At 67.2% G+C, this 24,698-nt stretch carries 25 protein-coding genes and 1 pseudogene; 11 read left to right on the top strand and 15 right to left on the bottom strand.

Annotated features, from left to right (window positions below; all coding sequences use genetic code 11):
- Both VFW69_RS13535 and VFW69_RS13530 read left to right on the top strand, forming a co-directional pair.
- Positions 1-424, top strand: a 424-nt coding sequence (locus VFW69_RS13535; protein WP_526502032.1) for a class I SAM-dependent methyltransferase, incomplete at its 5' end; no start/stop codon positions are given.
- Positions 425-457: 33 nt separating this feature from the next.
- Entirely contained in the window at positions 458-1,651 is a 1,194-nt protein-coding gene (locus VFW69_RS13530) for a CaiB/BaiF CoA transferase family protein (RefSeq protein WP_526502031.1), read from the top strand.
- Positions 1,652-1,654: 3 nt separating this feature from the next.
- Here VFW69_RS13530 and VFW69_RS13525 read toward each other — a convergent pair whose 3' ends face one another.
- The 8 genes from VFW69_RS13525 to VFW69_RS13490 form a co-directional block, all read right to left on the bottom strand.
- Positions 1,655-3,649: a serine/threonine-protein kinase PknD gene (locus VFW69_RS13525; protein WP_526502030.1), complete on the bottom strand. Its 1,995-nt coding sequence runs from the start codon at positions 3,647-3,649 to the stop codon at positions 1,655-1,657.
- 21 nt (positions 3,650-3,670) lie between these two features.
- The gene (gene pstS / locus VFW69_RS13520; RefSeq protein ID WP_526502029.1) at positions 3,671-4,777 is read right to left on the bottom strand and encodes a phosphate ABC transporter substrate-binding protein PstS; all 1,107 of its coding nucleotides are present in this window, start codon (positions 4,775-4,777) and stop codon (positions 3,671-3,673) included.
- A gap of 348 nt (positions 4,778-5,125) precedes the next feature.
- Positions 5,126-5,575 carry a response regulator gene (locus VFW69_RS13515; protein WP_067098765.1) on the bottom strand — a complete coding sequence of 150 codons (450 nt, stop codon included), beginning with the start codon at positions 5,573-5,575 and terminating at the stop codon, positions 5,126-5,128.
- The gene (locus VFW69_RS13510) at positions 5,572-7,098 is read right to left on the bottom strand and encodes a sensor histidine kinase (protein ID WP_526502033.1); all 1,527 of its coding nucleotides are present in this window, start codon (positions 7,096-7,098) and stop codon (positions 5,572-5,574) included. The genes VFW69_RS13515 and VFW69_RS13510 overlap by 4 nt, the downstream gene beginning before the upstream one ends.
- 68 nt (positions 7,099-7,166) lie before the next feature.
- A complete protein-coding gene (locus VFW69_RS13505; RefSeq protein WP_526502028.1) occupies positions 7,167-8,312 on the bottom strand; it encodes a PP2C family protein-serine/threonine phosphatase in 1,146 nt (381 codons plus the stop codon).
- Positions 8,313-8,560: 248 nt separating this feature from the next.
- A complete protein-coding gene (locus tag VFW69_RS13500) occupies positions 8,561-9,730 on the bottom strand; it encodes an acyl-CoA dehydrogenase (protein ID WP_526502027.1) in 1,170 nt (389 codons plus the stop codon).
- Positions 9,731-9,743: 13 nt separating this feature from the next.
- Complete coding sequence (purE, locus tag VFW69_RS13495; RefSeq protein ID WP_526502026.1) at positions 9,744-10,271, bottom strand: 5-(carboxyamino)imidazole ribonucleotide mutase; 528 nt, start codon at positions 10,269-10,271, stop codon at positions 9,744-9,746.
- The gene (locus tag VFW69_RS13490) at positions 10,264-11,526 is read right to left on the bottom strand and encodes a 5-(carboxyamino)imidazole ribonucleotide synthase (protein WP_526502025.1); all 1,263 of its coding nucleotides are present in this window, start codon (positions 11,524-11,526) and stop codon (positions 10,264-10,266) included. The genes purE and VFW69_RS13490 overlap by 8 nt, the downstream gene beginning before the upstream one ends.
- Before the next feature lie 110 nt (positions 11,527-11,636).
- Here VFW69_RS13490 and VFW69_RS13485 point away from each other — a divergent pair, with 110 nt between their 5' ends.
- Positions 11,637-12,296, top strand: coding sequence for a GtrA family protein (locus tag VFW69_RS13485; protein ID WP_526502024.1), 660 nt, complete (start codon positions 11,637-11,639; stop codon positions 12,294-12,296).
- Here VFW69_RS13485 and VFW69_RS13480 read toward each other — a convergent pair.
- The 3 genes from VFW69_RS13480 to VFW69_RS13470 form a co-directional block, all read right to left on the bottom strand.
- Positions 12,251-12,769, bottom strand: coding sequence for a PH domain-containing protein (locus VFW69_RS13480; protein WP_064954825.1), 519 nt, complete (start codon positions 12,767-12,769; stop codon positions 12,251-12,253). The genes VFW69_RS13485 and VFW69_RS13480 overlap by 46 nt on opposite strands.
- Positions 12,770-12,921: 152 nt before the next feature.
- Complete coding sequence (locus VFW69_RS13475; RefSeq protein ID WP_526502023.1) at positions 12,922-13,746, bottom strand: biotin--[acetyl-CoA-carboxylase] ligase; 825 nt, start codon at positions 13,744-13,746, stop codon at positions 12,922-12,924.
- Between the two features lie 17 nt (positions 13,747-13,763).
- On the bottom strand, positions 13,764-15,335 hold the full coding sequence (locus tag VFW69_RS13470; RefSeq protein WP_526502021.1) for an FAD-binding protein: 1,572 nt from the start codon (positions 15,333-15,335) through the stop codon (positions 13,764-13,766).
- A 35-nt stretch (positions 15,336-15,370) separates the two neighbouring features.
- Between VFW69_RS13470 and VFW69_RS13465 the strand changes: the two genes are divergently transcribed.
- The 7 genes from VFW69_RS13465 to VFW69_RS13435 all read left to right on the top strand — a co-directional run bounded on the left by VFW69_RS13465 (position 15,371) and on the right by VFW69_RS13435 (position 21,790).
- Positions 15,371-17,011 (top strand): acyl-CoA carboxylase subunit beta, encoded by a 1,641-nt coding sequence (locus VFW69_RS13465; RefSeq protein WP_526502019.1) that lies wholly within the window; start codon positions 15,371-15,373, stop codon positions 17,009-17,011.
- Complete coding sequence (locus VFW69_RS13460) at positions 17,008-17,283, top strand: acyl-CoA carboxylase epsilon subunit (protein ID WP_526502017.1); 276 nt, start codon at positions 17,008-17,010, stop codon at positions 17,281-17,283. Before VFW69_RS13465 ends, VFW69_RS13460 begins: the two co-directional genes overlap by 4 nt.
- The gene (locus VFW69_RS13455) at positions 17,280-17,912 is read left to right on the top strand and encodes a Maf family protein (RefSeq protein WP_526502015.1); all 633 of its coding nucleotides are present in this window, start codon (positions 17,280-17,282) and stop codon (positions 17,910-17,912) included. Before VFW69_RS13460 ends, VFW69_RS13455 begins: the two co-directional genes overlap by 4 nt.
- A gap of 22 nt (positions 17,913-17,934) precedes the next feature.
- Positions 17,935-18,825 (top strand): sulfurtransferase, encoded by an 891-nt coding sequence (locus VFW69_RS13450; protein ID WP_526502013.1) that lies wholly within the window; start codon positions 17,935-17,937, stop codon positions 18,823-18,825.
- Positions 18,826-18,835: 10 nt separating this feature from the next.
- Complete coding sequence (locus VFW69_RS13445) at positions 18,836-19,255, top strand: SufE family protein (RefSeq protein WP_526502011.1); 420 nt, start codon at positions 18,836-18,838, stop codon at positions 19,253-19,255.
- 126 nt (positions 19,256-19,381) lie between these two features.
- Entirely contained in the window at positions 19,382-21,178 is a 1,797-nt protein-coding gene (locus tag VFW69_RS13440; protein ID WP_526502009.1) for an acetyl/propionyl/methylcrotonyl-CoA carboxylase subunit alpha, read from the top strand.
- A 183-nt stretch (positions 21,179-21,361) separates the two neighbouring features.
- On the top strand, positions 21,362-21,790 hold the full coding sequence (locus VFW69_RS13435; RefSeq protein WP_526502007.1) for an STAS domain-containing protein: 429 nt from the start codon (positions 21,362-21,364) through the stop codon (positions 21,788-21,790).
- On the opposite strand, the gene VFW69_RS13430 is transcribed toward VFW69_RS13435, so the two are convergent.
- The 4 genes from VFW69_RS13430 to VFW69_RS13415 form a co-directional block, all read right to left on the bottom strand.
- The gene (locus tag VFW69_RS13430; protein WP_526502005.1) at positions 21,761-22,549 is read right to left on the bottom strand and encodes an RNA polymerase sigma factor SigF; all 789 of its coding nucleotides are present in this window, start codon (positions 22,547-22,549) and stop codon (positions 21,761-21,763) included. The two genes, VFW69_RS13435 and VFW69_RS13430, sit on opposite strands and share 30 nt — an antisense overlap.
- Positions 22,546-22,983: an ATP-binding protein gene (locus tag VFW69_RS13425; RefSeq protein ID WP_526502003.1), complete on the bottom strand. Its 438-nt coding sequence runs from the start codon at positions 22,981-22,983 to the stop codon at positions 22,546-22,548. The genes VFW69_RS13430 and VFW69_RS13425 overlap by 4 nt, the downstream gene beginning before the upstream one ends.
- Positions 22,984-23,413: 430 nt before the next feature.
- Entirely contained in the window at positions 23,414-23,725 is a 312-nt protein-coding gene (gene usfY, locus VFW69_RS13420; protein WP_526502001.1) for a protein UsfY, read from the bottom strand.
- A 47-nt stretch (positions 23,726-23,772) separates the two neighbouring features.
- A complete protein-coding gene (locus VFW69_RS13415; RefSeq protein WP_526501999.1) occupies positions 23,773-24,156 on the bottom strand; it encodes a hypothetical protein in 384 nt (127 codons plus the stop codon).
- Positions 24,157-24,383: 227 nt separating this feature from the next.
- Here VFW69_RS13415 and VFW69_RS13410 point away from each other — a divergent pair.
- Positions 24,384-24,639 (top strand): annotated as a pseudogene (locus VFW69_RS13410) (aldehyde dehydrogenase family protein); the annotation flags it as partial.
- Between the last annotated feature and the right edge of the window lie 59 nt (positions 24,640-24,698).

The raw sequence follows: 24,698 nt of genomic DNA, 5'->3' as shown, positions 1-24,698 counted from the left end.
GTCGGCGCTGCGACAAGCCGGCTTCGACACCGGGCGCCCGGCCGCCTGGGCGGCCGAGGGGCTGATCGGCTTCCTGCCGCCCGAGGCTCAGGACCGGTTGCTGGACAACATCACCGCCCTGTCCGCCGACGGCACTCAGTTGGTGGCCGAGGTGTTCGCGAACACCGGGATCAGCGGGGACGCGCTGAACGCCGCCAGCGATAAGTGGCGGCGCAACGGCCTCGACATCGCCCTGGGGGAATTGGGCTTCCCCGGCGAGCGCAACGACGTGGCGACCTACCTGCAGCAGCGGGGCTGGCAGCCGGTCCGCACTCCGCTGAACCAGATGCTGGCCAACAACGGGCTGCCGCTGCAGTCGACCGACCCCGATGCACCCTTCGCGCAGAACTACTACTGCACCGCGGTGTTGCACAGGGCAGGTTGAAGGACGGAGCAGGTTATCAGGAAGGCAAACACGATGCCAAACAGCAAGTCCACCAAGCCACTTGACGGATTCCGGGTGCTCGACTTCACCCAGAACATCGCCGGGCCAATGGCCGGACAGGTGCTGGCCGATCTGGGTGCCGAAGTCATCAAGATAGAGGCGCCCGTCGGGGAGGCGGCCCGGCACATCACCGCGGTCCTGCCTGGGCGCCCGCCGCTGGCCACCCTGTTCCTCCCCCACAACCGGGGCAAGAAGTCGGTGATGGCCGACCTGCGCAGCGACAAGGCCAAGCAGCAGATCCTCGCGCTGGTCGACACGGCCGACGTTGTGCTGGAAGGGTTTCGGCCCGGGGTGATGGAACGCATGGGTCTGGGTCCCGACGAGCTGCAATCGCGCAATCCCAAACTCATCTATGCGCGCCTTTCCGCGTACGGCGGCAACGGCCCGGAGGGCAGCCGGCCGGGCGTCGACCTGATGGTCGCCGCCGAGTCGGGCATGACCACCGGGATGCCCACGCCCACCGGCAAACCCCAGATCATCCCGTTCCAACTCGTCGACGCCGCCAGCGGTCACGTGCTGGCCCAGGCGGTGCTGGCCGCGCTGCTCAACCGTGAACGCCACGGGGTCGCCGACGTCGTGCGGGTCGCCATGTATGACGTCGCGGTCAGCCTGCAGGCCAGTCAGCTGACCATCCACCTGAACAAACCAAGCGACGCCCCCAAGCCGGACGCGGCACCAAATCGCAAGCGCCGCAAGGGCGTTGGGTTCGCCACTCAACCGTCGGACGCGTTCAAGGCGGCCGACGGCTACCTGGTGATCAGCGCGTACGTGCCCAAGCACTGGGATAAGCTGTGCGAGATCATCGGCCGGCCGGACATGCGCGACGACGAGCGGTTCGTCGACCAGCGCGCGCGGGCGCTGAACTATCCCGAGCTGACCGAGGAACTCGAGAAGGCCCTGGCCGCCAAGACCGCTGACGAATGGGTCCAGCTGCTACAGGAGGGCGGCCTGATGGCCTGCCACGCCTACACCTGGAAGCAGGTGGTCGGCACCGCCCTGTTCGCCGAGAACGAGCTCGCCCTGCCGGTCGGCGACGGCGTGGATGAGGTCACGGTAATCCGCACTCCCGCACGCTATTCCAGCTTCGACGCCGCGGCCGCCGAACCCCCGCCCGCCCTCGGCCAGCACACCGAGGAATATCTCGGCACACCGCAGCCCGCGCCGTAGGCCTCACGGCGTCAGCTTGACCACCCGGTTGTTGCCGCGGTCGGCGACGTAGACGTTCTGGTCCTTGTCGACCGTCACCGCCAAGGGAGTGTTGAGTCCGTTGAACGGCAGGGCGGTCCCGGTGGTTGCGCCCGGGGCGTACTTCACCACGTCGCTCTTGTCGTGCTCGGTGACGTAGACGGTGCCACTGTTGTCCACTGCGATGCCCCACGGCACGGATAGGTCATGAAATGGCAACTCCGACTGCGTGTTCGACGCCGCGTCGAGTTTCATCACCCTGTTGTTGTCGGTGTCCGCGACGTAGACATTGCCCGCGGGATCGACGGCCACCCCGTCCGGGTTGTTGAGCCCGTCGAACGGCAGCACGGTCTGGGTCTTGGATCCCGCCGCCAGCTTCACCACCCTGCTGTTGCCGCGGTCGGCGACATACACGGCGCCCTGGCTGTCGACCGCGACGCCCTCCGGGTAATTCAGGCCGGTGAACGGCAGCTCCTTCTGACTGTTGGAGCCCGCGGCCATGCTGATCACCCTGTTGTTGAAATCGGCGACGTACACGGTGCCCGCGCCGTCGACGGCCAAGCCCTGCGGCTGGTACAGCCCGTTGAACGGCAGCACCGTCGTGGCGTTCGAACCGGTTGTCAGCTTCACCACCCGGCCGTACATGCCCTCGCTGGTGACGTAGACGTTGCCGGCGCTGTCCAGCGTCACCCCGCCAGGAGACAAACGAAAGTCAATGCCGTTGAACGGCAACACACTTTGACCACTCGCCTGCTTCGACGGCCCCGAGGATTCGGTGGACAGATAGCCGACGACCGCCACGACGAAAGCGACCAGCGCGACGAGAGCGATGGCGCCGACGATGAGCCACTGTTTACGTTTGTTGTCGTTAGGCACGGCGGGATGCCTGAAATCCGGAGTGGGCCGATACACGCGCCCGGAAGTCGTTGGGGCGGCACGGATCAGCGACGGCCCAGAGCCGGACCGGCCGCTCCTGATCGCACCGCTGCCCCCCGAAGGCCACGGACCCGCCACGGTGTCGGCGCTCGGTGCCGAGGCGAACGAATCCGGCTCGCGCGCCGCGCGCTGATCGTTCGCGCCCGCGCCCAGGGCCGCGCTCTCCCCGTCGCGCAGAATCGTGCTGGCCTGCAGCTGCTGGGATCCGGTCAGCGCGTCATGGGCGGCGGCGGCGAATTCGCCCGCGGTGCGATAGCGCTCCTCGGGACGTTTGGCCATGCCCTTGGCGATCACGCGATCCAAGGCGGGTGGAACCGCGCCCGGACGTAATTGGCTGGGCGGCGGGGCCGTCTTCGTCAGATGCGCGGCGACCAGCCGTTCGACGGTGTCTGCCCGGTAGGGCGGTGATCCGGTCAGGCACTCACTCAAAACGCATGCGAGCGAATAGATGTCGGCGCTTTGGGTGACCTCATCGTCGGTGAATCGTTCGGGCGCCATGTAGTAATAGGTTCCGATAGCGGTCCCGACCTGGGTCAGCCCCGGATCCGTCGCGGCCCGCGCGATGCCGAAATCCGCCAGGTAGGCGAAGTCGCTGGGGGTGACCAGAATGTTCCCCGGTGTGACGTCGCGGTGCGTGACCCCGGCGGCGTGCGCCGCGTCCAGCGCGGCGGCGACCTGGCGGATGATGGCGATCGCCCGCGGTGGGGCCAACGGCCCGTCCCGGTGCAACAGCGTGGCCAGATTGACGCCGTCGACGAGGCGCATGTCCACATAAAAGCGCCCGTCGAACTCGCCGTAGTCGTGGATCGGCACCACATGCGGTTCGGTCAGTCGTCCCGCGATATCGGCCTCACGCTGCAGGCGCGCACGAAACTCCGAGTTGCCGGAGAACTGCTGCGAGATCAGTTTCAGGGCCACCATGCGGCCCTTGCGGGTGTCCTCGGCCTCGTAAACCTCACCCATGCCGCCCTGGCGCAGAAGTCGCACCAGCCGGTAGGGGCCGAACCAGGACCCGACGCGCGAGGCCGGCCCGCTATCGCTCACCCTCGAGCCTCCTTCGCATCATCAGGAAATCGCATTGACCGCGCTCGACAGCTTCGCCGTGAACGAGCTGGGCAGCGGGATGGAACCGTACTGGTCCAAACCGTCCTGGCCCGACCCGATTGCGGCCTGCATGAACGCCTTCACCGCCGTGCCCGTGGCCGCGTCCGGATACTTCGAGCAGACGATTTCGTAGGTCGCGAGCACGATCGGGTACGCGCCGGACTGTGTCGGCTTGTAGAACGACGAGGTGTCCAGCACCAGGTCGTTGCCCTGCCCGCTGAAGGTCGCCCCGGCGATCGTCTTCTCGACGGAGTCCTTGGTGATCGGCACCGCGTCCGGACCCGCCGACGTGATGATCGACGCCATGGTCAGCTGCTTGCCCACCGCGAAGGACCACTCGTTGTAGGTGATCGACCCCTCGGTGTTCTGCAGCAGCGCGGACGTGCCGTTGTTCCCGCTGGCGCCCTGTCCGACGCCACCGTTGAACGTCTCGGTGGCGCCCTTGCCCCACGCGCCGTTGGACGCGCCGTCCAGATACTTCTGAAAGTTCGCCGTGGTACCGGATTTGTCACTGCGGAAGATGACCGCGATGGGCGTCGACGGCAGGTTGAGGCCCGAGTTGATGGCCTTCAGTGCCGGGTCGTCCCACTTGGTGATGGTGCCGTTGAAGATCTTCGCGACGGTGGGCCCGTCCAATTTCAATCCGTTCACCCCGGTCAGGTGGTATGTGATCGCGATCGGCCCGAACACCGTGGGCAGATCCCAGGCCGGCGAGCCGCACCGCTGCGCCGCCCGGTCGTACTGACCGGTGGACGGGTCGAGGGGAACATCGGAACCGGCGAGGTCGGTTTGATTGTTGAGAAACTGGGTCACGCCGGCGCCGGACCCGTTGGCGTTGTAATCCAGCGTGTAGCCGGGGCAGGCCCGAACGTAGGCGTAGACGAACTGCTCGATGGCGTTTTGCTGCGCGGTCGAGCCGCTGTCTTTCAGCACCTTCTTGCCGCCGCAGTCCACCGGCGGCGACTTGGCGCCGGAGCCGGACGAGTTCGAGTTGCCGCTGCACCCCGTCAGCGCCAGGACTGTGACGGCCACCAGGCCCAGCGCGGCGCCATATCGAGCGAACCTCACGCAACTCCTTCGCAAATCGCGGCGGCGGATGCGCAGGCTTCGCCGCCGGCTGCTATCCAGGGGACCACAAAAGTTAACCAATCGTGAATAAACAAACCCTCGACATTTAATAAGAGGTAACTGTGTGTGGCTGTGTGCCAAGCACCGGCACGTAGCATCGGTGGCTAATGGGTCGCCTAGGACAACAACCAACCGCGGGTTCGGTCGCCGCCAGTGACGCGGCGCGGGCCGGCCGCCGTGGCCGGTCGGCAACCTGTCGTATGACGCGGCGGGTTAACTGACCGTGTTCCTGCTGCTGATCATGCTCGGGTGGCTTATCACCTGGATGTCGCGACGGACGCCGCGCACTCAGGCCCCGTTGCCCGGCAGCCGCACGACCTGAACGAAGAACTCGTCGATCTGTCGGACGGCCTTCATGAATTGGTCCAGGTCAACGGGTTTGGTGACGTAGGCATTCGCGTGCAATTTGTAGCTCTTGAGGATGTCTTCCTCGGCCGAGGAGGTGGTGAGCACCACGACCGGGATGCGCGCCAGGTCGGGGTCGGACTTGACCTTCTCCAGTAGCTGGCGCCCGTCGTATTTGGGCAGATTGAGGTCGAGCAGGATGAGGTCGGGCCGTGGCGCGTCGGCGAACTCACCGCGCCGGTAAAGGTAATTGAGCCCTTCCTCCCCGTCGTGTGCGACATGGAGCCTGTTCTTGAGCTTGTTGTGCTCGAACGCTTCTCGGGTGATGAGCTCGTCGCCCGGGTCGTCCTCGACGAGCAGGATGTCGATTGCCCTGCCTTCTGGTGTGGTCATTGATGCGCTCCTTCCAAAGCGACCGAGTCTGCTTCGTCGACGGGTTCGGGCATGGGCAGGGTGAATTCGAATCGGGTCCCGTCGGTGTAGGACGTGTCGATCCGGACGGTGCCGCCGTGGTACTCGATGATCTTCTTGACCAGTGCCAGGCCTACTCCTGTGCCGGCGTACACGTCCCGGCCGTGCAGCCGCTGGAAGATCACGAAGACCTTGTCGGAGAATTCCTCCGGAATGCCGATGCCGTTGTCCGCCACGCTCAGCAACCATTCGCCGTCATGGGTGCCGGCGCCCGGCGTGCATTCGATGACGACGCGGGGCCGACGGTCCTTGTGCCGGAACTTGACCGCGTTGCCGATGAGGTTCTGCCACAGCATCGTCAGCAGCATCGGATCCCCGACGATCTGCGGCAGCTGCGCCGGGCGCACGAATTGCGCATCGGTTTCCTCGATCGCGACGGCCAGATTCGCCAGGCCGGCATCGAGCGTCGCGTCGAGCTGCACCTCGGTTTCGGTGGTGCCCAGCCGGCCGACCCGGGAGAAGGTGAGCAGGTCATTGATCAGCGCCTGCATGCGCTTAGCGCCGTCGACCGCGAACCCGATGTATTCGATGCCGCGCTCGTCGAGCTTGTCGCCGTAGCGCTTTTCCAGCAGCTGGCAGAAGGACGCAACCTTGCGCAGCGGCTCTTGCAGGTCGTGGGAGGCGACGTAGGCGAACTGCTCGAGTTCGGTGTTGGACCGCCGTAATTCGGCGGCCTGTTCATCCAATTGCGCCTGGGCATTTTTCGACACCTCGAGTTCCTCGACGATGCGCTTGCGCATGTTCTCCACGTCGATCGCCATGGTCCGAATGTCCTTGGGCCGTCGCGGAGGTGGGATAGTCTCCTCGAAGCTGCCCTGGGTGATCCGCCGGCAGGCCTCGGCCAGCGCCGCGATCGGCCGGGTGATCGCGGCGCGGCTGAGCAGCCCCAGCACCAGGGCCGCCCCTATGACGATCAGCACCGTGGTACCCAGCACCCAATCGCGCCAGCCGTTGATCTTGTTGAGCTCGTCGGTGGCCGCCGCGGAGGCCACCGACAGGTGGGTGTTCTGCGTATCGAAAAGCTCACGCAGATGGTCGAATCTGACCTTGCCCATGTCGGCCGTGCGGGAGCTGACGTAGGCCGGCGTCTTGGGGGCCACGTTGGCGATCAGTGGCTCGGCATAGTTTGTCCGCCAGTCGGCGGCGGCGGCTTCCACCGCGTCCAGATCGGCCATCAGGTCGGCGCGGCCGCCCACCAGACGCCGAATCTCCGCGGCCGCAGCCTGTTCGGCGCGCTGCCCGTCGTAATACGGCGCGAGGAACTGCCGGTCGGCGGCAATCAGGTAGCCGCGCATGCCCGTCTCCTGGTCACGCAACGCGACCTGCAAGCGCGCCGCGGCGACGCGCGCCGGCTGAATGTTCTGGGCCATCTGGCGCGACACCTCGTCGGTGCGATGCAGCAACACGGCGCCGACCAACGCCCCTACGAGCATCGTCACGCCCATGACCCACAGCACCAACGCCAGCCATCCCCGCACGGTGAGCTCCGTGAGCCGAAGCGGACGCCATGGGATCACGTGGTAGTCCTTTCGATGCGCAGGACGGCGATGTCATCGGTCAGACCGCCGCGTGGCTGGGCGAGCGCCTGGGCATCGTTGATGAGCGCGTCGACGAAAGCGGGGCCGGGCTTATCCGCGTGCGCGCGGGCCAGGGCAAGCAAGCCGTCCTCGCCGAGACGTTGCGTGCCCTCTCCCGAGTACCCCTCGAAGAGCCCGTCGGTCAGCAAGAGCAGGGCGTGCCCGGCGGGCAGGTCCAGCTCTTCGGACGGCCAGTCGCCGACGTGCAGGCCCAGTGCCGGGCCACCCGCCGGCTCGTGCCAATCGACCGTTCCCCCGGCGCGCACCAACATCCCGGGATGGCCGGCGCGGATGACGCTGACCCGCGGGCTGTCGGGCGAGATCTCGAGGCTGAGCACCGTCGCGAAGATTCCGGTGTCGGTTCGTTCCGAATACAACACCCGCTCGAGCTGGCGCATCCGTTCGACGCCGTGCACACCGGCGAAGGTGAGCGCACGAAACGCGATCCGTAATGCCGCGCCCAGCGCGGCCTCGTGCGGACCGTGCCCGGCGACGTCGCCGATCAGCACGTGCACGATTCGGTCGGACGTCTGGACGACGTCGTAGAAGTCTCCGCACAGCAATGCGTCTTCGCGGCTCGGCCGGTACCGGGCGACGATGTCGACGCCCGGGTTGTCCAGCAGCAGCGGCGAGGGCAGTAGGCCCCGTTCAAGCAGCGCGTTCTCGCGGGCCCGCAGCTGCGTCGCGTGCAGATCGGCGGCAATCAGTTCGGCGCGCTTGCGCTCGATGGCGTACAGCAGCGCTCGGCGCAACATCTCCGGCTCGACCCGGCCCTTGACCAAATAGTCCTGGGCACCGGCGGCCACCGCCGAGGCCCCGAAGTACTCGTCGTTCAGTCCGGTCAAGACCACGATCGGCACGGTGGCGTCGAGGTCGGCGATGCGGTTGAGCGCGTCGATCCCGCTGGCGTCGGGCAGGTGCAGATCCAGCAGCACGCAGTCGGGCCGGGCGGATTCCAGCTCGCGTTCGGCGTGTGCCATCGACTTGGCCCACACCACCCGGATGTCGGTGGCCGCGTCGGTGATCAGGTCTTCCACCAGCACCGCGTCGGCTCGGTCGTCCTCGACCAACAGCAACGACAATGCCTGCCAACTCGCCGTCGGGGTGGCCGGCGCGCGTGTCGGTATCAATACCCGGCCATCTGTGGACGGGCATCAGAAGTCACCTTCTGCACTGCAGACCCCTTTGCCGCGATAAGCCCTTTGCTTTGTGACAATGGTCGGACGTTAGTCGGTGGCTGTTTACCGATCGTCGGTGTGGACTTCACGCACCGAGTGCAGATCCTAAGCGGTGCGGCTTGGCTGTTCGCAACAGCATCGCCGGAAAACCATCAGCGCAGCAATGCCCGCGACATCACCACACGCTGAATCTGATTGGTGCCCTCGTAGATCTGAGTGATCTTGGCGTCACGCATCATTCGCTCGACAGGGAAGTCAGTGGTGTAGCCGGCGCCGCCGAACAGTTGCACGGCCGCCTCCGTCACATCCATGGCGGTGTCGGAGGCGAAGCACTTCGCGGCCGCGGAGATGAATCCCAGATTCGGCTCGCCGCGTTCGGCGCGGGCGGCGGCGGTGTAGACCATCAACCGGGCCGCTTCGACTTTCATCGCCATGTCGGCCAGCTCGAACTGCACACCCTGAAAGTCCGAGATCGACCTGCCGAACTGCTTGCGCTCCTTGGTGTAGGCGACGGCAGCGTCCACCGCGCCCTGCGCGAGGCCGACCGCCTGCGCGCCGACAGTGGGGCGGGTGTGGTCGAGCGTCTGGAGTGCGGTTTTGAACCCGGTGCCGGGTTCACCGATGATCCGGTCGCCCGGGATGCGGCAGTTCTCGAAGTACAGCTCGGTGGTGGGTGAGCCTTTGATGCCCATCTTCTTTTCCTTCGGGCCGAAGGAAAATCCCTCATCGTCTTTGTGCACCATGAACGCCGAGATGCCGTTGGCGCCTTTGTCCGGGTCGGTCACCGCCATCACGGTGTACCAGGTGGACTTGCCGCCGTTGGTGATCCAGCACTTGGTCCCGTTGAGAATCCAGTCATCCCCGTCGGCCTTGGCCCTGGTCCGCATCGACGCCGCGTCGCTGCCGGCTTCGCGCTCGCTCAATGCGTAGGAGGCCATCGCCCCGTCCGCGGCCAGGGATGGCAACACCTGCTTTTTCAGCTCCTCCGAGCCCTGCAGGATCAGACCCATGGTGCCCAGCTTGTTGACGGCGGGGATCAGCGAGGCGGATCCGTCGACGCGCGCCACTTCTTCGATGACGATGCACGCGGCGACCGAGTCCGCGCCCTGTCCGCCGTATTCCTCGGGAATGTGGACCGCGTTGAAGCCGGACGCGTTCAGCGCGTCCAGGGCCTCCTGCGGGAAGCGTGAATTCTCATCCACATCGGCGGCGTGCGGAGCGATCTCCTTCTCCGCCAGCGCACGAATCGCCGCCCGCAATTCACTGTGTTCCTCGGGCAATTGGAACAAATCAAAGGTGGGGTCTCCGGCCCACTGAGCCATGTTGGCCTCCTTGCTACTCGCCAGTAACCTTACCCTGACGGTCGTCGACCTTCTGCTGCAGCGCCGCATCCTTGGCCTGCACGCTGTGCGCCAGCTGCGCTTGGAAGTCGACGATCCGCGCCCGCAGCGCCGGATCACACGATCCGAGGATGCGCACGGCGAGCAGGCCGGCGTTGCGGGCCCCGCCGATGGAGACCGTGGCCACCGGGACTCCGGCGGGCATCTGCACGATCGACAGCAACGAGTCCAGACCGTCGAGGCGCCCCAGCGGCACCGGCACGCCGATGACCGGCAGCGGCGTCGCGGATGCGACCATTCCGGGCAGGTGCGCGGCCCCCCCGGCCCCGGCGATGATCACCTCGATGCCGCGCCCGGCCGCGTCACGCGCGTAATCGAACATCACCTCCGGCGTGCGATGCGCGGAGACGACCCGAACCTCGGCCGGCACGCCGAACTCGGCGAGCGCCGCCGCGGCGTCTTGCATCACCGACCAGTCACTGTCGCTGCCCATGATCACCCCGACGCGAGGCGCTCTAGTCATGTGGATCCCATCCGTCCGTCCACTGCCCGTGTGACAACCAGTGTGCCGCCAGGTCGGCGCGTTCCCGCAGCTTCCCCACGCTTTTCGCCTCCGCCGGCCCGGAGCCGACGAAGTTGATGTGCCCGACCTTGCGGCCGGGACGTTCTTGTTTGCCGTACAGGTGGACGCGGGCGTCGGGCATCCGCGCGAACAGGTGATGCAGCCGCTCGTCGACGCTCATCTCCGGGACCTCGGGGGCGCCCAGCACGTTGGCCATCACGGTCACCGGTGCGATGGCGTCCGTATCGCCGAGCGGGTAGTCCAGCACCGCGCGCAGATGCTGCTCGAACTGACTGGTGCGCGACCCGTCCATGGTCCAGTGCCCGGAGTTGTGCGGCCGCATCGCCAGTTCGTTGACCAGCAGTTCACCGTCGACCGTCTCGAAGAGCTCGACGGCGAGCACCCCGACCACGCCCAGCTCGGCCGCCAGCCGCAGCGCCAGCTGTTGTGCGGCGGCGGCCCGTTCGGCGGGCAGCTCCGGCGCGGGCGCGATCACCTGCACGCAGATCCCGTCTTGCTGCACCGTCTCGACGACCGGCCACGCCGCGCCCTGGCCGAACGGCGACCGCGCCACCAGGGCCGACAGTTCACGGCGCAGATCCACCTGCTCCTCGGCCATCAGCGGCACCCCATCGGCCAGGAAGGCGGCCGCGATCTCACGGGCGTGCGATGGGTCGCGCGCCATCCGCACCCCGCGCCCGTCGTAACCGCCGCGGACCGCTTTCACCACCACGGGACCGGCTATGCGTCGCCCGAAGGCGTCGAGTTCGTCGACGCTTCGGATCTCTGCATAGCGGGGCACCGGGACGCCAAGGGCCTCGAGCCGGCGGCGCATGACGAGCTTGTCCTGCGCGTGCACCAGGGCCTGTGGCGGCGGCGCCACGTTGACACCCTCGGCGACCAGCTTCTCCAGCAGTTCGTTCGGCACGTGTTCGTGGTCGAAGGTCAGCACGTCGGCGCCCGCGGCCACCCCGCGCAGATCGTCGAGATCGGTGTGCGAACCGATGACGACGTCGGGCGCGACCAGCGCAGCCGGCTCGTCGGCGGCAGTGGCCAGCACCCTCAGCGTCTGCCCCAGCGCGATCGCCGCCTGGTGGGTCATCCGGGCGAGCTGACCGCCACCGACCATTGCGACCACGGGGACGGCGCGCGGGACGGCTCGGGGGGCTGCAACGGGGGCTGCGCCCGGTGGGCGTGTACTCGGCACGGCCATCATGGTGTCACGGCGAAACAAACCGGCGCTAAAGGCGTGTTGACCGGGGCCGACACCGAATTGTTATGTACGATTTTGCGTCGAATTTGTGTCCGTCCGTAGACTGACGTGTTGTGTCCTTCGCCGAAGCCACGATCACGCGTCTACCTAGGGTTATGCAGCCCTATTTGCTACGCCACCACGAACTGATCAAATTCGCCATCGTCGGCGGAACCACATTCGTCATCGACTCGGCGATTTTCTACACGCTGAAGCTGACAATTCTCGAACCCAAACCGGTGACCGCAAAGGTGATCGCCGGCATTGTCGCCGTGATCGCGTCCTACGTGCTGAACCGGGAATGGAGTTTCCGCAATCGCGGCGGGCGCGAGCGCCACCACGAGGCGCTGCTGTTCTTCGCGTTCAGCGGCGTCGGGGTGCTGCTGTCCATGGCACCGCTGTGGTTCTCCAGCTATGTGTTGCAGCTGCGCGAGCCGATGGTGTCGCTGGCGGTGGAAAACGTCGCCGACTTCATCTCGGCCTACATCATCGGTAACTTGCTGCAGATGGCGTTCCGGTTCTGGGCGTTTCGGCGCTGGGTGTTTCCCGACCAGGTCGCGCGCGACCCCGAGAAGGCACTGGAATCCGCGCTTACCGCCGGCGGTATCGCCGAGATCTTCGAGGACGAGATCGAGGGCGGCAACGTCACACTGCTGCGCGCCTGGCGCAACCGCGCCAGCCGGCCAACTCAGCTGGGCGATTCCTCGGAACCCAGGGTGTCGAAGACTTCGTGATACAGCAGCGCGTGCACCTCGCGCAGCCGCGGAATGTCGTAGAACTCCAACGGATCTTGTGACGCCGATTCGATGATCAGCGTCCCGGTGCGGAACATGCGCTCGGTGATCCGGTCGCGGAATTCCACGCTGTTGATCCGGGCCAGCGGGATATCGATGCCGGTGCGGGTCAGCACCCCGTGCCGGAACATCACCCGCCGGTTTGTCACCACGAAATGCGTGGTCAGCCAGCTCAGGAACGGCCACAGCGTCAGCCAGCCCACGATCACCAGCCAGATCCCCCAGATGACGCCGTAGATGATGTTCTTGGCGAGCTGCTCCCAGTGCGTCGAGTTGAGGTATCCGGAGCCGAATGCGGCCAGTCCGGTCACCAGGATGAGAACCAGCACCGGCCAGATCAGCCGCTTCCAGTGCGGGTGGCGGTGCACGATGACGTGTTCACCAGCGGCCAGAACGTTATCCGGATAGCCCATGCCCGCCGACATTAGCTGTGTAACGCGACAATCCGCGGCTAACTAGTCCGATAGTGGCGACCCGCTGCGCCCGGCTCCGCCGCGCTTGCGATCGCCACTAGTCCGATGGTGGCGACCCGCTGCGCCCGGCTCCGCCGCGCTTGCGATCGCCACTAGCGCAAATGCACCACGTCGCCGGCTGCGACGACGACGGTCTGCCCGCCACTTTCCAGGCAGAGTCGGCCCTGGTCATCGATGGCGCTCGCGGTCCCGTCGACCTGCTTGCCGCCGGGCAGGTGCGCGCGGACCCGGGTGCCGATGGTCAGGCTGCGCGTCCGGTAGTCGGCGGCCAGCGCCCAATCGGCCCCGCGCGCGGCGCGCCAGGCCACGATCCGCCGGCCCAGCTCCCGCAGCAGGGCGGACACCAGCTGGGTGCGGTCCGGCGCGGCGACGCCCAGGTCGAGCAGCGACGTCGCGCCGGGGCCGTCGATTTCGTCGGCGGACTGAGTCACGTTGAGCCCCAAGCCGATAACGACGACGGGCTTCGCCACCTCGGCGAGGATTCCGGCCAGCTTGCCCGGCGCATCCGGCGGGCCGGCCAGCACGTCGTTGGGCCATTTGAGACCCGCCTGCGCCCCGGTCCCCGCCAGCAACGGCGTCACGGTGTCGACCACCGCCACCCCGGTGGCCAGCGGCAGCCAGCCCCATCCGGTGGTCGGGACGTCGACGACGCTGACCCCGACCGACATGGTGATCTGGGCCCGCGGCGTGGCCGACCAGCCGCGGCCGTGCCGGCCCCGCCCGGCGGTCTGGTGCTCGGCGATCAGCACGGCGCCCGCGACGTCGTCGCCCGACGCCGCGCGCGCCAGCAGGTCGGCGTTGGTGGAGCCGGTCTGCTCGACGACGTCGAGCTTGCGCCAGCCCAGCCCGGTGCCGATCAACTCGGCGCGCAATGCGCTCTCGTCCAATGGTGCTCGAAGCTGATCTCGTTCTGTCACCGCACCCAGCCTAGAACTCAGGGCCGACCCTCACGCATGTCCATCACGGCCAAATGGCTGAACAGCATGCTGGTCCCGATCGGGTTGCCGCCACCGGGATAGGCGGTGCCGCTGGGCGCGGACATCGTGTTGCCCGCGGCGTACAGGCCGGGGATCGGATTGCCGGCCCGGTCGAGCACCCGGGCCGCGGCGTCGGTCCGCAGCCCGCCCTTGGTGCCCAGATCGGAGATCCCGAACGCGGCGGCGTGGTACGGCGGCGAGTCGATGGCCACCAGCGGCGACGCTCCCGCCGAGAAGGCGCGGTCGAATGCCTCGTCGCCGCGGCCGAAGTCCTCGTCGACGCCGGCGGCGGCGAAATCGTTGAACCGGGCCACCGTTGCCGCCAGCTGCCCACCCGGAACCCCGATCTGGGCGGCCAGTTCCTCTAGCGTGTCCGCGGTGTGCCACAGGCCGGCGGCGACGTACTTCTCGGTCTCCACGATGGTGACGTTGGCCGCCTTCACCGGCGGCACCTCGCCCTCCTTGTCGTCGTAGATCATCCAGTACGGCAACGTGATCGAGCCGTCATGCAGCTGCGCGATGATCTCGCGGCCTGCCCGGTCGTATGCCCGGGATTCGTTGACGAACCGGTTGCCGGACTGGTTCACAAAGATGCCGCCGGTGAACCACAGCGCGAACGCGGACCGGCCGTCGGGGTGGGTCATGCCGGGCGACCACCAGGCCTGGTCGAGCAGGTCGGTGTCGGCGCCCGCGGCGATGCCGGCCTGCAGCGCCAGGCCCCGACTTCCCGGGCCGCCCATGGTGTCTCGCGACGTTCCCGGCACGCCGTAGCGCCGGCGCAGCTCCTCGTTGGCTTCAAAGCCCCCGGCGGCCAGCAGCACTCCTCGGCGGGCTCGGATGGCGCGGCGTTCGCCAGCGGTCTCGACGATGGCGCCGGTGACCCGACCGTCGGAGGCCACCAGCTCGACCAGGGCGGTATCGCGCCGCAGCGACGCCGTCGGGTACTGCGCGATGGCCTTGAGGAATCGCGCGATCAGGGCGCGCCCGCCCAGGTAGTAGTCGGCCGGGGGTTCGGCGCCGAGCCGGTCGGCGTCCAGCGGACCGCGGATCGCCTCGCGGAATTCGGGCGCGGCGGCCACCTTCAGGGGCTTCGCGGCGATATGACGTTCGCCGTCCAGCCGCGCCTTGGGCGCCTTGCCGAAGTAGTCGGGCCACGGCAGCGGCACGAACTTCAGGTTCGGGTCCTGCTCCAGGTACTCGATCAGCGGCGCGCCACCGCGGACATAGGTTTCCTGCAGCTCGCGAGGGGTCCGGTCGCCGACCACAGCGCGGTAGTAGGTGAGCGCGTCCTCGATGGTGTCGTCGTCCATGCCCGCGCGGACCAGCACCGGATTGCACGGGAACCAGACGCCGCCCCCGCCGGAGTACGCGGTGGTGCCACCGAATTTCGACGTCGCCTCGACCAGCAGCACATCGAAGCCTTCACGCGCCGCGGTGTACGCACCCGTCACGCCGCCGCCGCCGGACCCGGCGATCAGCACGTCGCATTCGGCCGCCCAGTCCGCGGTTCCCAACGGGCGGGCGTCCATCAGCGGAGAGTACCGCGCCGCTAAGCTCGACTCCCATGACGAGCGTTACCGACCACACTGCGGAACCCGCCGCCGAGCACAGCATCGACATCCACACCACCGCGGGCAAGCTGGCCGAGCTGCACAAGCGCCACGAAGAGTCACTGCACCCGGTGGGCGAGGAGGCCGTCGAGAAGGTGCACGCCAAGGGCAAGCTGACCGCCCGCGAACGCATCCTCGCCCTGCTCGACGAGGACTCGTTCGTGGAGCTCGACGCGCTGGCTCGCCACCGCAGCAAGAACTTCGGCCTGGAGAACAACCGCCCACTGGGCGACGGCGTGATCACCGGCTATGGCACCGTCGACGGCCGCGACGTGTGCATCTTCAGCCAGGACGCCACGGTGTTCGGCGGCAGCCTCGGCGAGGTGTACGGTGAGAAGATCGTCAAGATCCAGGACCTGGCGATCAAGACCGGTCGCCCGCTGATCGGGATCAACGACGGCGCCGGGGCGCGGATCCAGGAGGGCGTCGTCTCGCTCGGCCTGTACAGCCGCATCTTCCGCAACAACATTCTGGCCTCCGGCGTCATCCCGCAGATCTCGCTGATCATGGGGGCGGCCGCCGGTGGGCACGTCTACTCCCCCGCCCTGACCGACTTCGTGGTGATGGTCGACCAGACAAGCCAGATGTTCATCACCGGACCCGACGTGATCAAGACCGTCACCGGTGAGGACGTCACCATGGAAGAGCTGGGCGGCGCCCACACCCACATGGCCAAGTCGGGCACTCTGCACTACGTCGCCTCCGGGGAGCAAGACGCCTTCGACTGGGTCCGCGACCTGTTGAGCTACCTGCCGCCCAACAACGCCACCGACGCGCCGCGCTACGCCGAGCCGCATCCGCCGGGCGCCATCGAGGACAACCTCACCGACGAGGACCTCGAGCTGGACACGCTGATCCCGGACTCGCCCAACCAGCCCTACGACATGCACGAGGTGATCACCCGCATCCTCGACGACGACGAGTTCCTCGAGGTTCAGGGCGGTTACGCGCAGAACATCGTCGTCGGGTTCGGCCGCATCGAGGGCCGCCCGGTCGGGATCGTGGCCAACCAGCCGACGCAGTTCGCCGGCTGCCTGGACATCAACGCCTCGGAGAAGGCCGCCCGGTTCGTGCGGACCTGCGACTGCTTCAACATCCCGATCATCATGCTGGTGGACGTCCCGGGCTTCCTGCCGGGCACCGGCCAGGAGTACAACGGCATCATCCGCCGCGGCGCCAAGCTGCTGTTCGCCTACGGCGAGGCCACGGTCCCGAAGATCACCGTCATCACCCGCAAGGCATACGGCGGTGCCTACTGCGTGATGGGGTCCAAGGACATGGGCTGCGACGTCAACCTGGCGTGGCCGTCGGCGCAGATCGCGGTGATGGGCGCCTCCGGTGCGGTCGGGTTCGTCTACCGCAAGCAACTGAGTGAGGCCGCCAAGGAGGGCAAGGACGTCGACGCGCTGCGGCTGCAACTGCAGCAGGAGTACGAAGACACCCTGGTCAACCCGTATGTCGCCGCCGAGCGGGGCTATGTCGACGCGGTGATCCCGCCGTCGCACACCCGCGGCTACATCGGCACGGCGCTGCGCCTGCTGGAACGCAAGATCTCCCACCTGCCCCCCAAGAAGCACGGGAACATTCCCCTATGACCGAGCCGACCGACGACGTGCAGACCGACGGGGCCGTGGCCGAGGACGCTTCTCAGCCGCAGGTGCACGAGCCGCACATTCAGATCCTCAAGGGTGAGCCCACGGCCGAGGAGGTGGCCGCGCTGATAGCGGTGCTGGGCTGCGCCGGCGGTGCACCGGAGCCCGAACAGCCCGAGCAGACCCGCTGGGGTCTGCCGGTCGACCGGCTGCGTTTCGCGATGTCCAACTTTCAGCGGCTCACGTTCCAGCAAATGACCCACATGAGGCATTGACCCGCCTGGTGCTGGCGTCGGCCTCTGCCGGCCGGCTCAAGGTGTTGCGCCAGGCCGGCGTCGATCCGCTGGTCGTGGTCTCCGGCGTCGACGAGGATGCCGTCGCTGCCGCGCTGGGCCCGGACGCGTCGCCGGGCGACGTGGTGTGCACCCTGGCCCGGGCCAAGGCCGAACAGGTGGCGGGCGAACTGGATGGCGGCGTTGCGGCCGATTGCGTTGTCATCGGCTGTGATTCGATGCTGTCCATCGACGGCCGGCTGTGCGGGAAACCCGGTTCGGCCGACGCCGCTGCGAGCCAGTGGCGCCTGATGGGTGGCCGCTCCGGCGAACTGCACACCGGCCACTGCCTGCTGCGGCTGCGCGACGCTGCCATCACTCACCGTGAAGTCGAATCACGATGCACGACAGTTCATTTCGCCGCCCCGACGGATGCAGACCTGCGGGCGTATCTCACCCACGGCGAACCGTGGCACGTGGCCGGCGGCTTCACCCTGGACGGCCTGGGCGGCTGGTTCGTCGACGGCATCGACGGCGACCCGTCGAACGTGATCGGCGTCAGCCTGCCGCTGCTGCGATCGCTGCTGGGGCGGGTCGGGCTGTCGGTATCCGCGCTGTGGGCCGGCGACTAGCCCTGGCGGTAGGCTCGGCAGCGTGGCATTACCCCCCGATCCAAGCCCGACACTGTCGGCCTACGCCCACCCCGAGCGACTGGTCACCGCCGACTGGCTGTCCGCCAACCAAGGCACCCCCGGCCTGGCGATCGTCGAATCCGACGAGGACGTTCTGCTCTACGACGTCGGTCATATCCCCGGCGCGGTGAAGGTCGACTGGCACACCGACCTCAACGATCCCCGGGTCCGCGACTACATCAACGGGGCGCAGTTCGCGGAGCTGATGGACCGCAAGGGCATCGCCCGCGACGACACCGTGGTGATCTACGGCGACAAGAGCAACTGGTGGGCGGCCTATGCGCTCTGGGTGTTCACGCTGTTCGGGCACCCCGACGTGCGGCTGCTCAACGGCGGCCGGGACCTGTGGCTGGCCGAACGCCGGGAGACCACGCTGGACGTGCCCACCAAGACAGCCAGCGGCTACCCCGTCGTCACCCGCAACGACGAACCCATCCGCGCCTTCAAGGACGACGTGCTGGGCATTCTCGGCACCCAGCCGCTGATCGACGTGCGCTCGCCGGACGAGTACACCGGCAAGCGCACGCACATGCCCGAGTACCCCGAGGAAGGCGTGCTGCGCGGCGGCCACATCCCCACCGCCCGGTCGATTCCGTGGGCCAAGGCGGCCGACGAGAGCGGACGCTTCCGCAGCCGCGATGAGCTCGAGGAGCTCTACGGCTTCATCGAGCCGGACGACAAGACCGTCGTGTACTGCCGCATCGGCGAACGCTCCAGCCACACCTGGTTCGTGCTGACGCATCTGCTCGGCAAGCCCGGGGTGCGCAACTACGACGGATCGTGGACGGAGTGGGGCAACACCGTGCGCACGCCGATCGTGGCGGGTGAAGAGCCGGGCACCGTTGAAGTCTGATGGCGCCGCGATGACTATGCCCGCGCCGCTGGCCGAGGTGGTGTCCGACTTCGCCGAAGTCGAGGGCCAGGACAAGCTTGCGCTGCTGCTGGAGTTCGCCAACGAACTTCCGGCGCTGCCGTCCGACCTCCAGGAAGCGGCCATGGAGTCGGTGCCCGAATGCCAGACCCCGCTGTTCCTGCACGTCGACGCCAGCGACCCCACACGGGTGCGGCTGCACTTCAGCGCGCCGGCCGAATCGCCGACCACGCGGGGGTTCGCGTCGATTCTGGCCGCCGGTCTCGACGAACAGCCGGCCGCCGACATTCTGGCGGTGCCCGAGGATTTTTACGCCGACCTCGGACTGGCCGCTCTGATCAGCCCGCTGCGGTTGCGCGGCCTGTCGGCGATGCTCGCCCGCATCAAGCGCAGGCTGCGCGAGGCGTCCTGAAAAAAGGTGGACCGCCTCGTCGGGCCGAACGGCGCGGCGCTTAGACTTCCCGAGAACTCGTTGTAAGAAATTCTCTTAGAGAAGCCCCCAGAAATGCGTCTGGGGATATGCCAAACAGGAGGCGCAGTGGCTACTCACGCCAGCTCGAGGATCTCCAAGGTGCTCGTCGCCAACCGCGGCGAAATCGCTGTCCGGGTGATCCGCGCGGCCCGCGATGCGGGCCTGTCCAGCGTGGCGGTGTACGCCGAGCCCGACGCTGACGCGCCGCACGTGCGTCTGGCCGACGAGGCGTTCGCGTTGGGCGGTCAAACGTCCGCGGAGTCCTACCTGGACTTCGCCAAACTCCTTGACGCGGCGGCCAAGTCCGGCGCCAACGCAATCCACCCCGGCTACGGCTTCCTGTCGGAGAACGCCGACTTCGCCCAGGCGGTCCTGGACGCGAATCTGATCTGGATCGGACCCAGCCCGCAGTCCATCCGCGACCTCGGTGACAAAGTCACCGCCCGCCACATCGCCGCGCGCGCGCAGGCCCCGCTGGTGCCCGGCACCCCAGACCCGGTGAAGAACGCCGACGAGGTGGTGGCCTTTGCCGAGGAGTACGGCGTGCCGATCGCCATCAAGGCGGCGTTCGGCGGCGGCGGCCGCGGCATGAAGGTGGCCCGCACCATCGAAGAGATCCCGGAGCTGTTCGAGTCGGCCACCCGTGAGGCGGTCGCGGCATTCGGCCGCGGCGAGTGCTTCGTCGAGCGCTACCTGGATAAGCCGCGCCACGTCGAGGCGCAGGTGATCGCGGACGAACACGGCAACGTGATCGTCGCCGGCACCCGTGACTGCTCGCTGCAGCGCCGTTTCCAGAAGCTGGTGGAAGAGGCTCCCGCTCCGTTCCTGACCGACGCGCAGCGCAAGGAGATCCACGAGTCGGCGAAGCGGATCTGCAAGGAGGCGCACTATCACGGCGCCGGGACCGTCGAATACCTGGTCGGCCAGGACGGGCTGATCTCCTTCCTGGAGGTCAACACCCGTCTGCAGGTCGAGCACCCGGTCACCGAGGAGACCGCCGGCATCGACCTGGTGCTGCAGCAGTTCAAGATCGCCAACGGCGAGAAGCTGGACCTCACCGAGGACCCCACGCCGCGCGGGCACGCCATCGAGTTCCGGATCAACGGCGAGGACGCCGGACGCGGCTTCCTGCCCGCGCCCGGCCCGGTCACCCGCTACGACATCCCGACCGGCCCCGGCGTCCGGCTGGACTCCGGTGTCGAGGCCGGTTCGGTCATCGGCGGTCAGTTCGACTCGATGCTGTCCAAGCTGATCGTGTACGGCGCGACCCGCGAGGAGGCGCTCGCCCGCTCCCGCCGGGCCCTGGACGAGTTCCACGTCGAAGGGCTTGCCACGGTCATCCCTTTCCACCGCGCCGTGGTGTCCGACCCGGCGTTCATCGGTGACGGCGATGGGTTCTCAGTGCACACCCGCTGGATCGAGACCGAGTGGAACAACACCATCGAACCGTTCACCGGCGGCGAGCCGCTGGACGAAGAGGAGGCCCGGCCGCGCCAGAAGGTGGTCGTGGAGGTCGGCGGCCGCCGGCTCGAGGTGTCGCTGCCCGGCGACCTGGCGCTGTCCAGCGGTGGCGCGGCGGACCCGGCCGGCGTCATCCGCAAGAAGCCCAAGGCGCGCAAGCGCGGAGCGCATACGGGCGCCGCAGCCTCCGGCGACGCGGTGACCGCTCCCATGCAGGGCACCGTCGTCAAGGTCGCGGTCGAGGAAGGCCAGGAGGTTGCCGCGGGCGACCTGGTGGTGGTGCTCGAGGCGATGAAGATGGAGAACCCGGTCACCGCGCACAAGGACGGTGTCATCACCGGACTCGCGGTCGAGGCCGGCGCAGCCATCACTCAGGGCACGGTGCTCGCCGAGATCAAGTAAAGCTCCCTGAGAGTTTTTACAGACTACGTTGTCGGCCCTGGCTGTCGCGAGTAGGGTTTCGGACAAGGTTGAGTTCACAGCCGCCCGGGATACGTCGTTGACGTGGGGTAGGCGGAATTCCCAGCTTCTCCGAACTAGTTTCACGTGGCTGACGTATTTACAGCAGGAATCTCCCTCAATGGGATGGAGTCAGCGATGTCTGTGGCCCAATCTTGGCAACAAAGCCGCACGGCACAATTCACCGCCCGCTGGGGCCCGACGGGCACCCTGATCACGGTGGACGGCGAGCTCGACGCGGCCAACACCGATCAGCTGGTCGCATACGTACAGCAGAGCACCAGCCGCTCCCGGCGGGTGATCCTCGACCTGCGGGGCCTCAAATTCATTGGTACTGCGGGCTTTTCGGCCCTGCACCGGATCAATGTGGAATGCTCGGGCGGCCAGGTGTCCTGGGCCATGGCCCCGAGCCCGGAGGTAACCAGGTTGCTGCGCGTCTGCGACCCGGACGCGACGCTGCCGGTAACGACGCAGCAGGCCGAGCCGCTGCTGGAACGGCTGTGGGTTGAGGAAGAGCCCCGGCCGCTACTGCAACTGGTCACGAAGCCGCGTTAGCGACTTGGCCAGCAGCCGGGACACGTGCATCTGCGAGATGCCGACCCGCTCGGCGATCTGCGTCTGCGTCATCGACTCGAAGAATCGCAGCACCAACACCGTCCGTTCCCGCTCGGGCAGCGCCTCGAGCAGCGGACGCAACGATTCCTGATCCTCGATCCGGTCCAGGCCGGTGTCGACGTCACCGAGGGTGTCCGCGATCGCGCGGGCTTCCTCTTCCTCGCCGCCGCCACCGCTGTCGATGGACAGGGTGTTGTACGAGCTGCCCGCCACCAGCCCCTCGACCACCTCTTCGCGGTCCATGTCCAGCTCCGCGGCCAGTTCGGTCGCGGTGGGCGCCCGGCCGAGCCGCTGCGACAGATCGGCGGTGGCGGTGCCCAGCCTCAGGTGCAGTTCCTTCAGCCGCCTCGGGACCTTGACCGACCAGCTGTTGTCCCGGAAGTGGCGGCGAACCTCACCCATGATTGTGGGCACCGCGAAGGAAACGAAGTCCGAACCGGCGTCGACGTCGAACCGGACCACCGCGTTGACCAATCCGACGCGCGCCACCTGGACCAGGTCGTCACGCGGTTCGCCGCGGCCTTCGAAGCGGCGCGCGATGTGGTCGGCGAGCGGCAGGCAGCGCTCGACGATCTTGTCCCGTTGACGTTGGAATTCCATCGAGTCAAGCGTGGCAGTGGCCAACTCACGGAACATGTCCGGAACATCGGCGTATTCGTTCGGACGCGAAACCGAACCGCCCGCAGCTCGCGGTGTCACCTGCTGGAGGCCGCCCGTCGCGCCGTCAGTGTGATGCCGAAGACACTGCCGGTCTCATCGGGTTCGCGACCGTCATGGAAAGTCTGGACGTCGTCGGCTAGCGACGTCAGCACATGCCAACTGAAGCTGCCGGGCGCCACCACGTCGTGAGTGTCGCATGCCGCCGAAGCTTCCACTACCAATTGGTCGTCCTGGGGGTCGACCACGACGATCAGGGTCGCGTCGGGTGTGGCCGAACGAATCAACCGGGTGCACACTTCGTCGACCGCGAGCCGCAGGTCCGCCACCGCATCGAAATCCAGGTCCTCGAAGGTGCCGATGGCACCGACCAGGGTGCGCAGCATCGCCAGGTTCTCCAGTCGCGCAGCAACGTGAAGTTCGACGGCGCGATGGCCGCGCGGACGCTTGTTAGCGTGCATACCAGCATCGTTCATATGGTCTCCCGGCAATGTTCGACTGACACTACTACTGCTTCGCAGTCCGCCGTGGACCTCGCGTTCGAGCCGGTTAGTCATGATCGCCGCCGGGTATTCGGCCGGCTGTCGGCGGCCCTGACACGACCGACACCATCCGGAAGCGCCGACATAGGAGCTTCGCGGTGATCGCCGGGGTCATGCTGGTCATATCGGTAGTCGTCGCAGTAGGCATATATATATCGGTGTGCTCGTGATTATGTCCCCCATGATGGGGTGACCACGGAACCGTTCCGGCACTCATCATGGTGCAGACCTGATACCCACAAGTTCGCGCCCGTAACCTCGCGGTCAGCTTTCATGCGGAATATCACACCGCGCGGCGTCGGGGCAGGTCACGCAGAGAAAAGACGCGATCGACGGTCCTGTGCCGGTTACTCGGCGGCCTTCGCTAACTGGCCGGCCTTTGCCGGTGCACCTCGGGATGTTCGGTATACCAGCGATCGCAGATCCTGCGGATCCTGCGGTGCTCCACTGCCAGCCAGGCCAGCCCCAGCACCGCGGCGATGACCGCGACGATCCCCGCCGTCATGCCCTCGTGGTGATGTCCGCTGCCGAAGGCCGCGAGACTCCCGCAGGCCCCGATCACGCCCGCAACAATTAAGAGGTACCCGGGCCAGTGCAGGACGTCGATCAGCGACTCACCGGCGAGCGGCCGCGTTGTCCTCAGATGGTCGACGGGGTCGTGGTAGGTGTCTCCCATAGCTGCTCCTCACCGCACCATCAACGTTAGATCGCGGGAGAACAAACCTAAAGGGCCAGTACCGGACCGGCGATCGGTGCAACACCCATGGCGATCATCAACGCCATCACGGTCAGCAGGAACCAACCGGCGCCGTGCCATCCCCACCAGGTCCCCCGGGCTTTCCACACCAGATAGGTGCGCACGAACGCCCAGATCCCGGCGCCGAGCGCGATCAGCGGACCCCCGAAGGCCAGCAGGGTGCGCTGCGGCGGCCCACACGCCACCGTGTCCACGCCCACTCCCGGGCAGGTACTGACCCACACCGCGGCGATCAACAGGAAGCCGACGGCCGCAAGCGTGGACAGGACGGCAAACCGGATGGCGGCGTGCACCTCGCCGTCCGCCTGGCCCAAGCGGTCACCGCCTGATCGCGCGTCCGCTTTCTGCATCGTTTTTCACCTCCCCTTCCAGACCCCGGTGTTAGTTCATCGCTCGCTACGTCGCATGGGTTACAGGGCAGCAATACCGCGCTGGTAGCTGCGGAAAACGCATGGGATGAAATACCCCGCGGCAAACCGAGGTAAACGGGATCGACGTGAGGTCAAACCCCCTCGCTCAGGGCCGCAGAGCGCCGCGGATGGCGCGCAGCGCGGCGTCGATTTCCGCCTGCGAGACGCAAGGTGTTTCGTCCGCGATCTTCACGACCGACCTGCGCGAGTCCCGGCGTTCCTAGCCGAATCCGACTGCGGAATCGCCAATGTCAACATCGGCACGTCCGGAGCGGAGATCGGCGGCGCGTTCGGCGGAGAAGGAAACCGGCGGCGGCCGCGAATCCGGCACGGACTCCTGAAAGGCCAACATGCGCCAAAGTACCAACACCGTCAATTATTTCCGGTGACTTACCGCTGGTCCAGGGAGTGGAGTTCGGATGAATCCAATGTGGCTGGCGTCTCATGTCAGATGAGTACTATCTGACACATGCCAACAGCCC

The organism is Mycobacterium sp. (assembly GCF_036273375.1).
Lineage (GTDB): Bacteria > Actinomycetota > Actinomycetes > Mycobacteriales > Mycobacteriaceae > Mycobacterium.
Note: the sequence above shows the minus strand (reverse complement) of the source record. Positions and strands in the feature narration are given on the sequence as shown.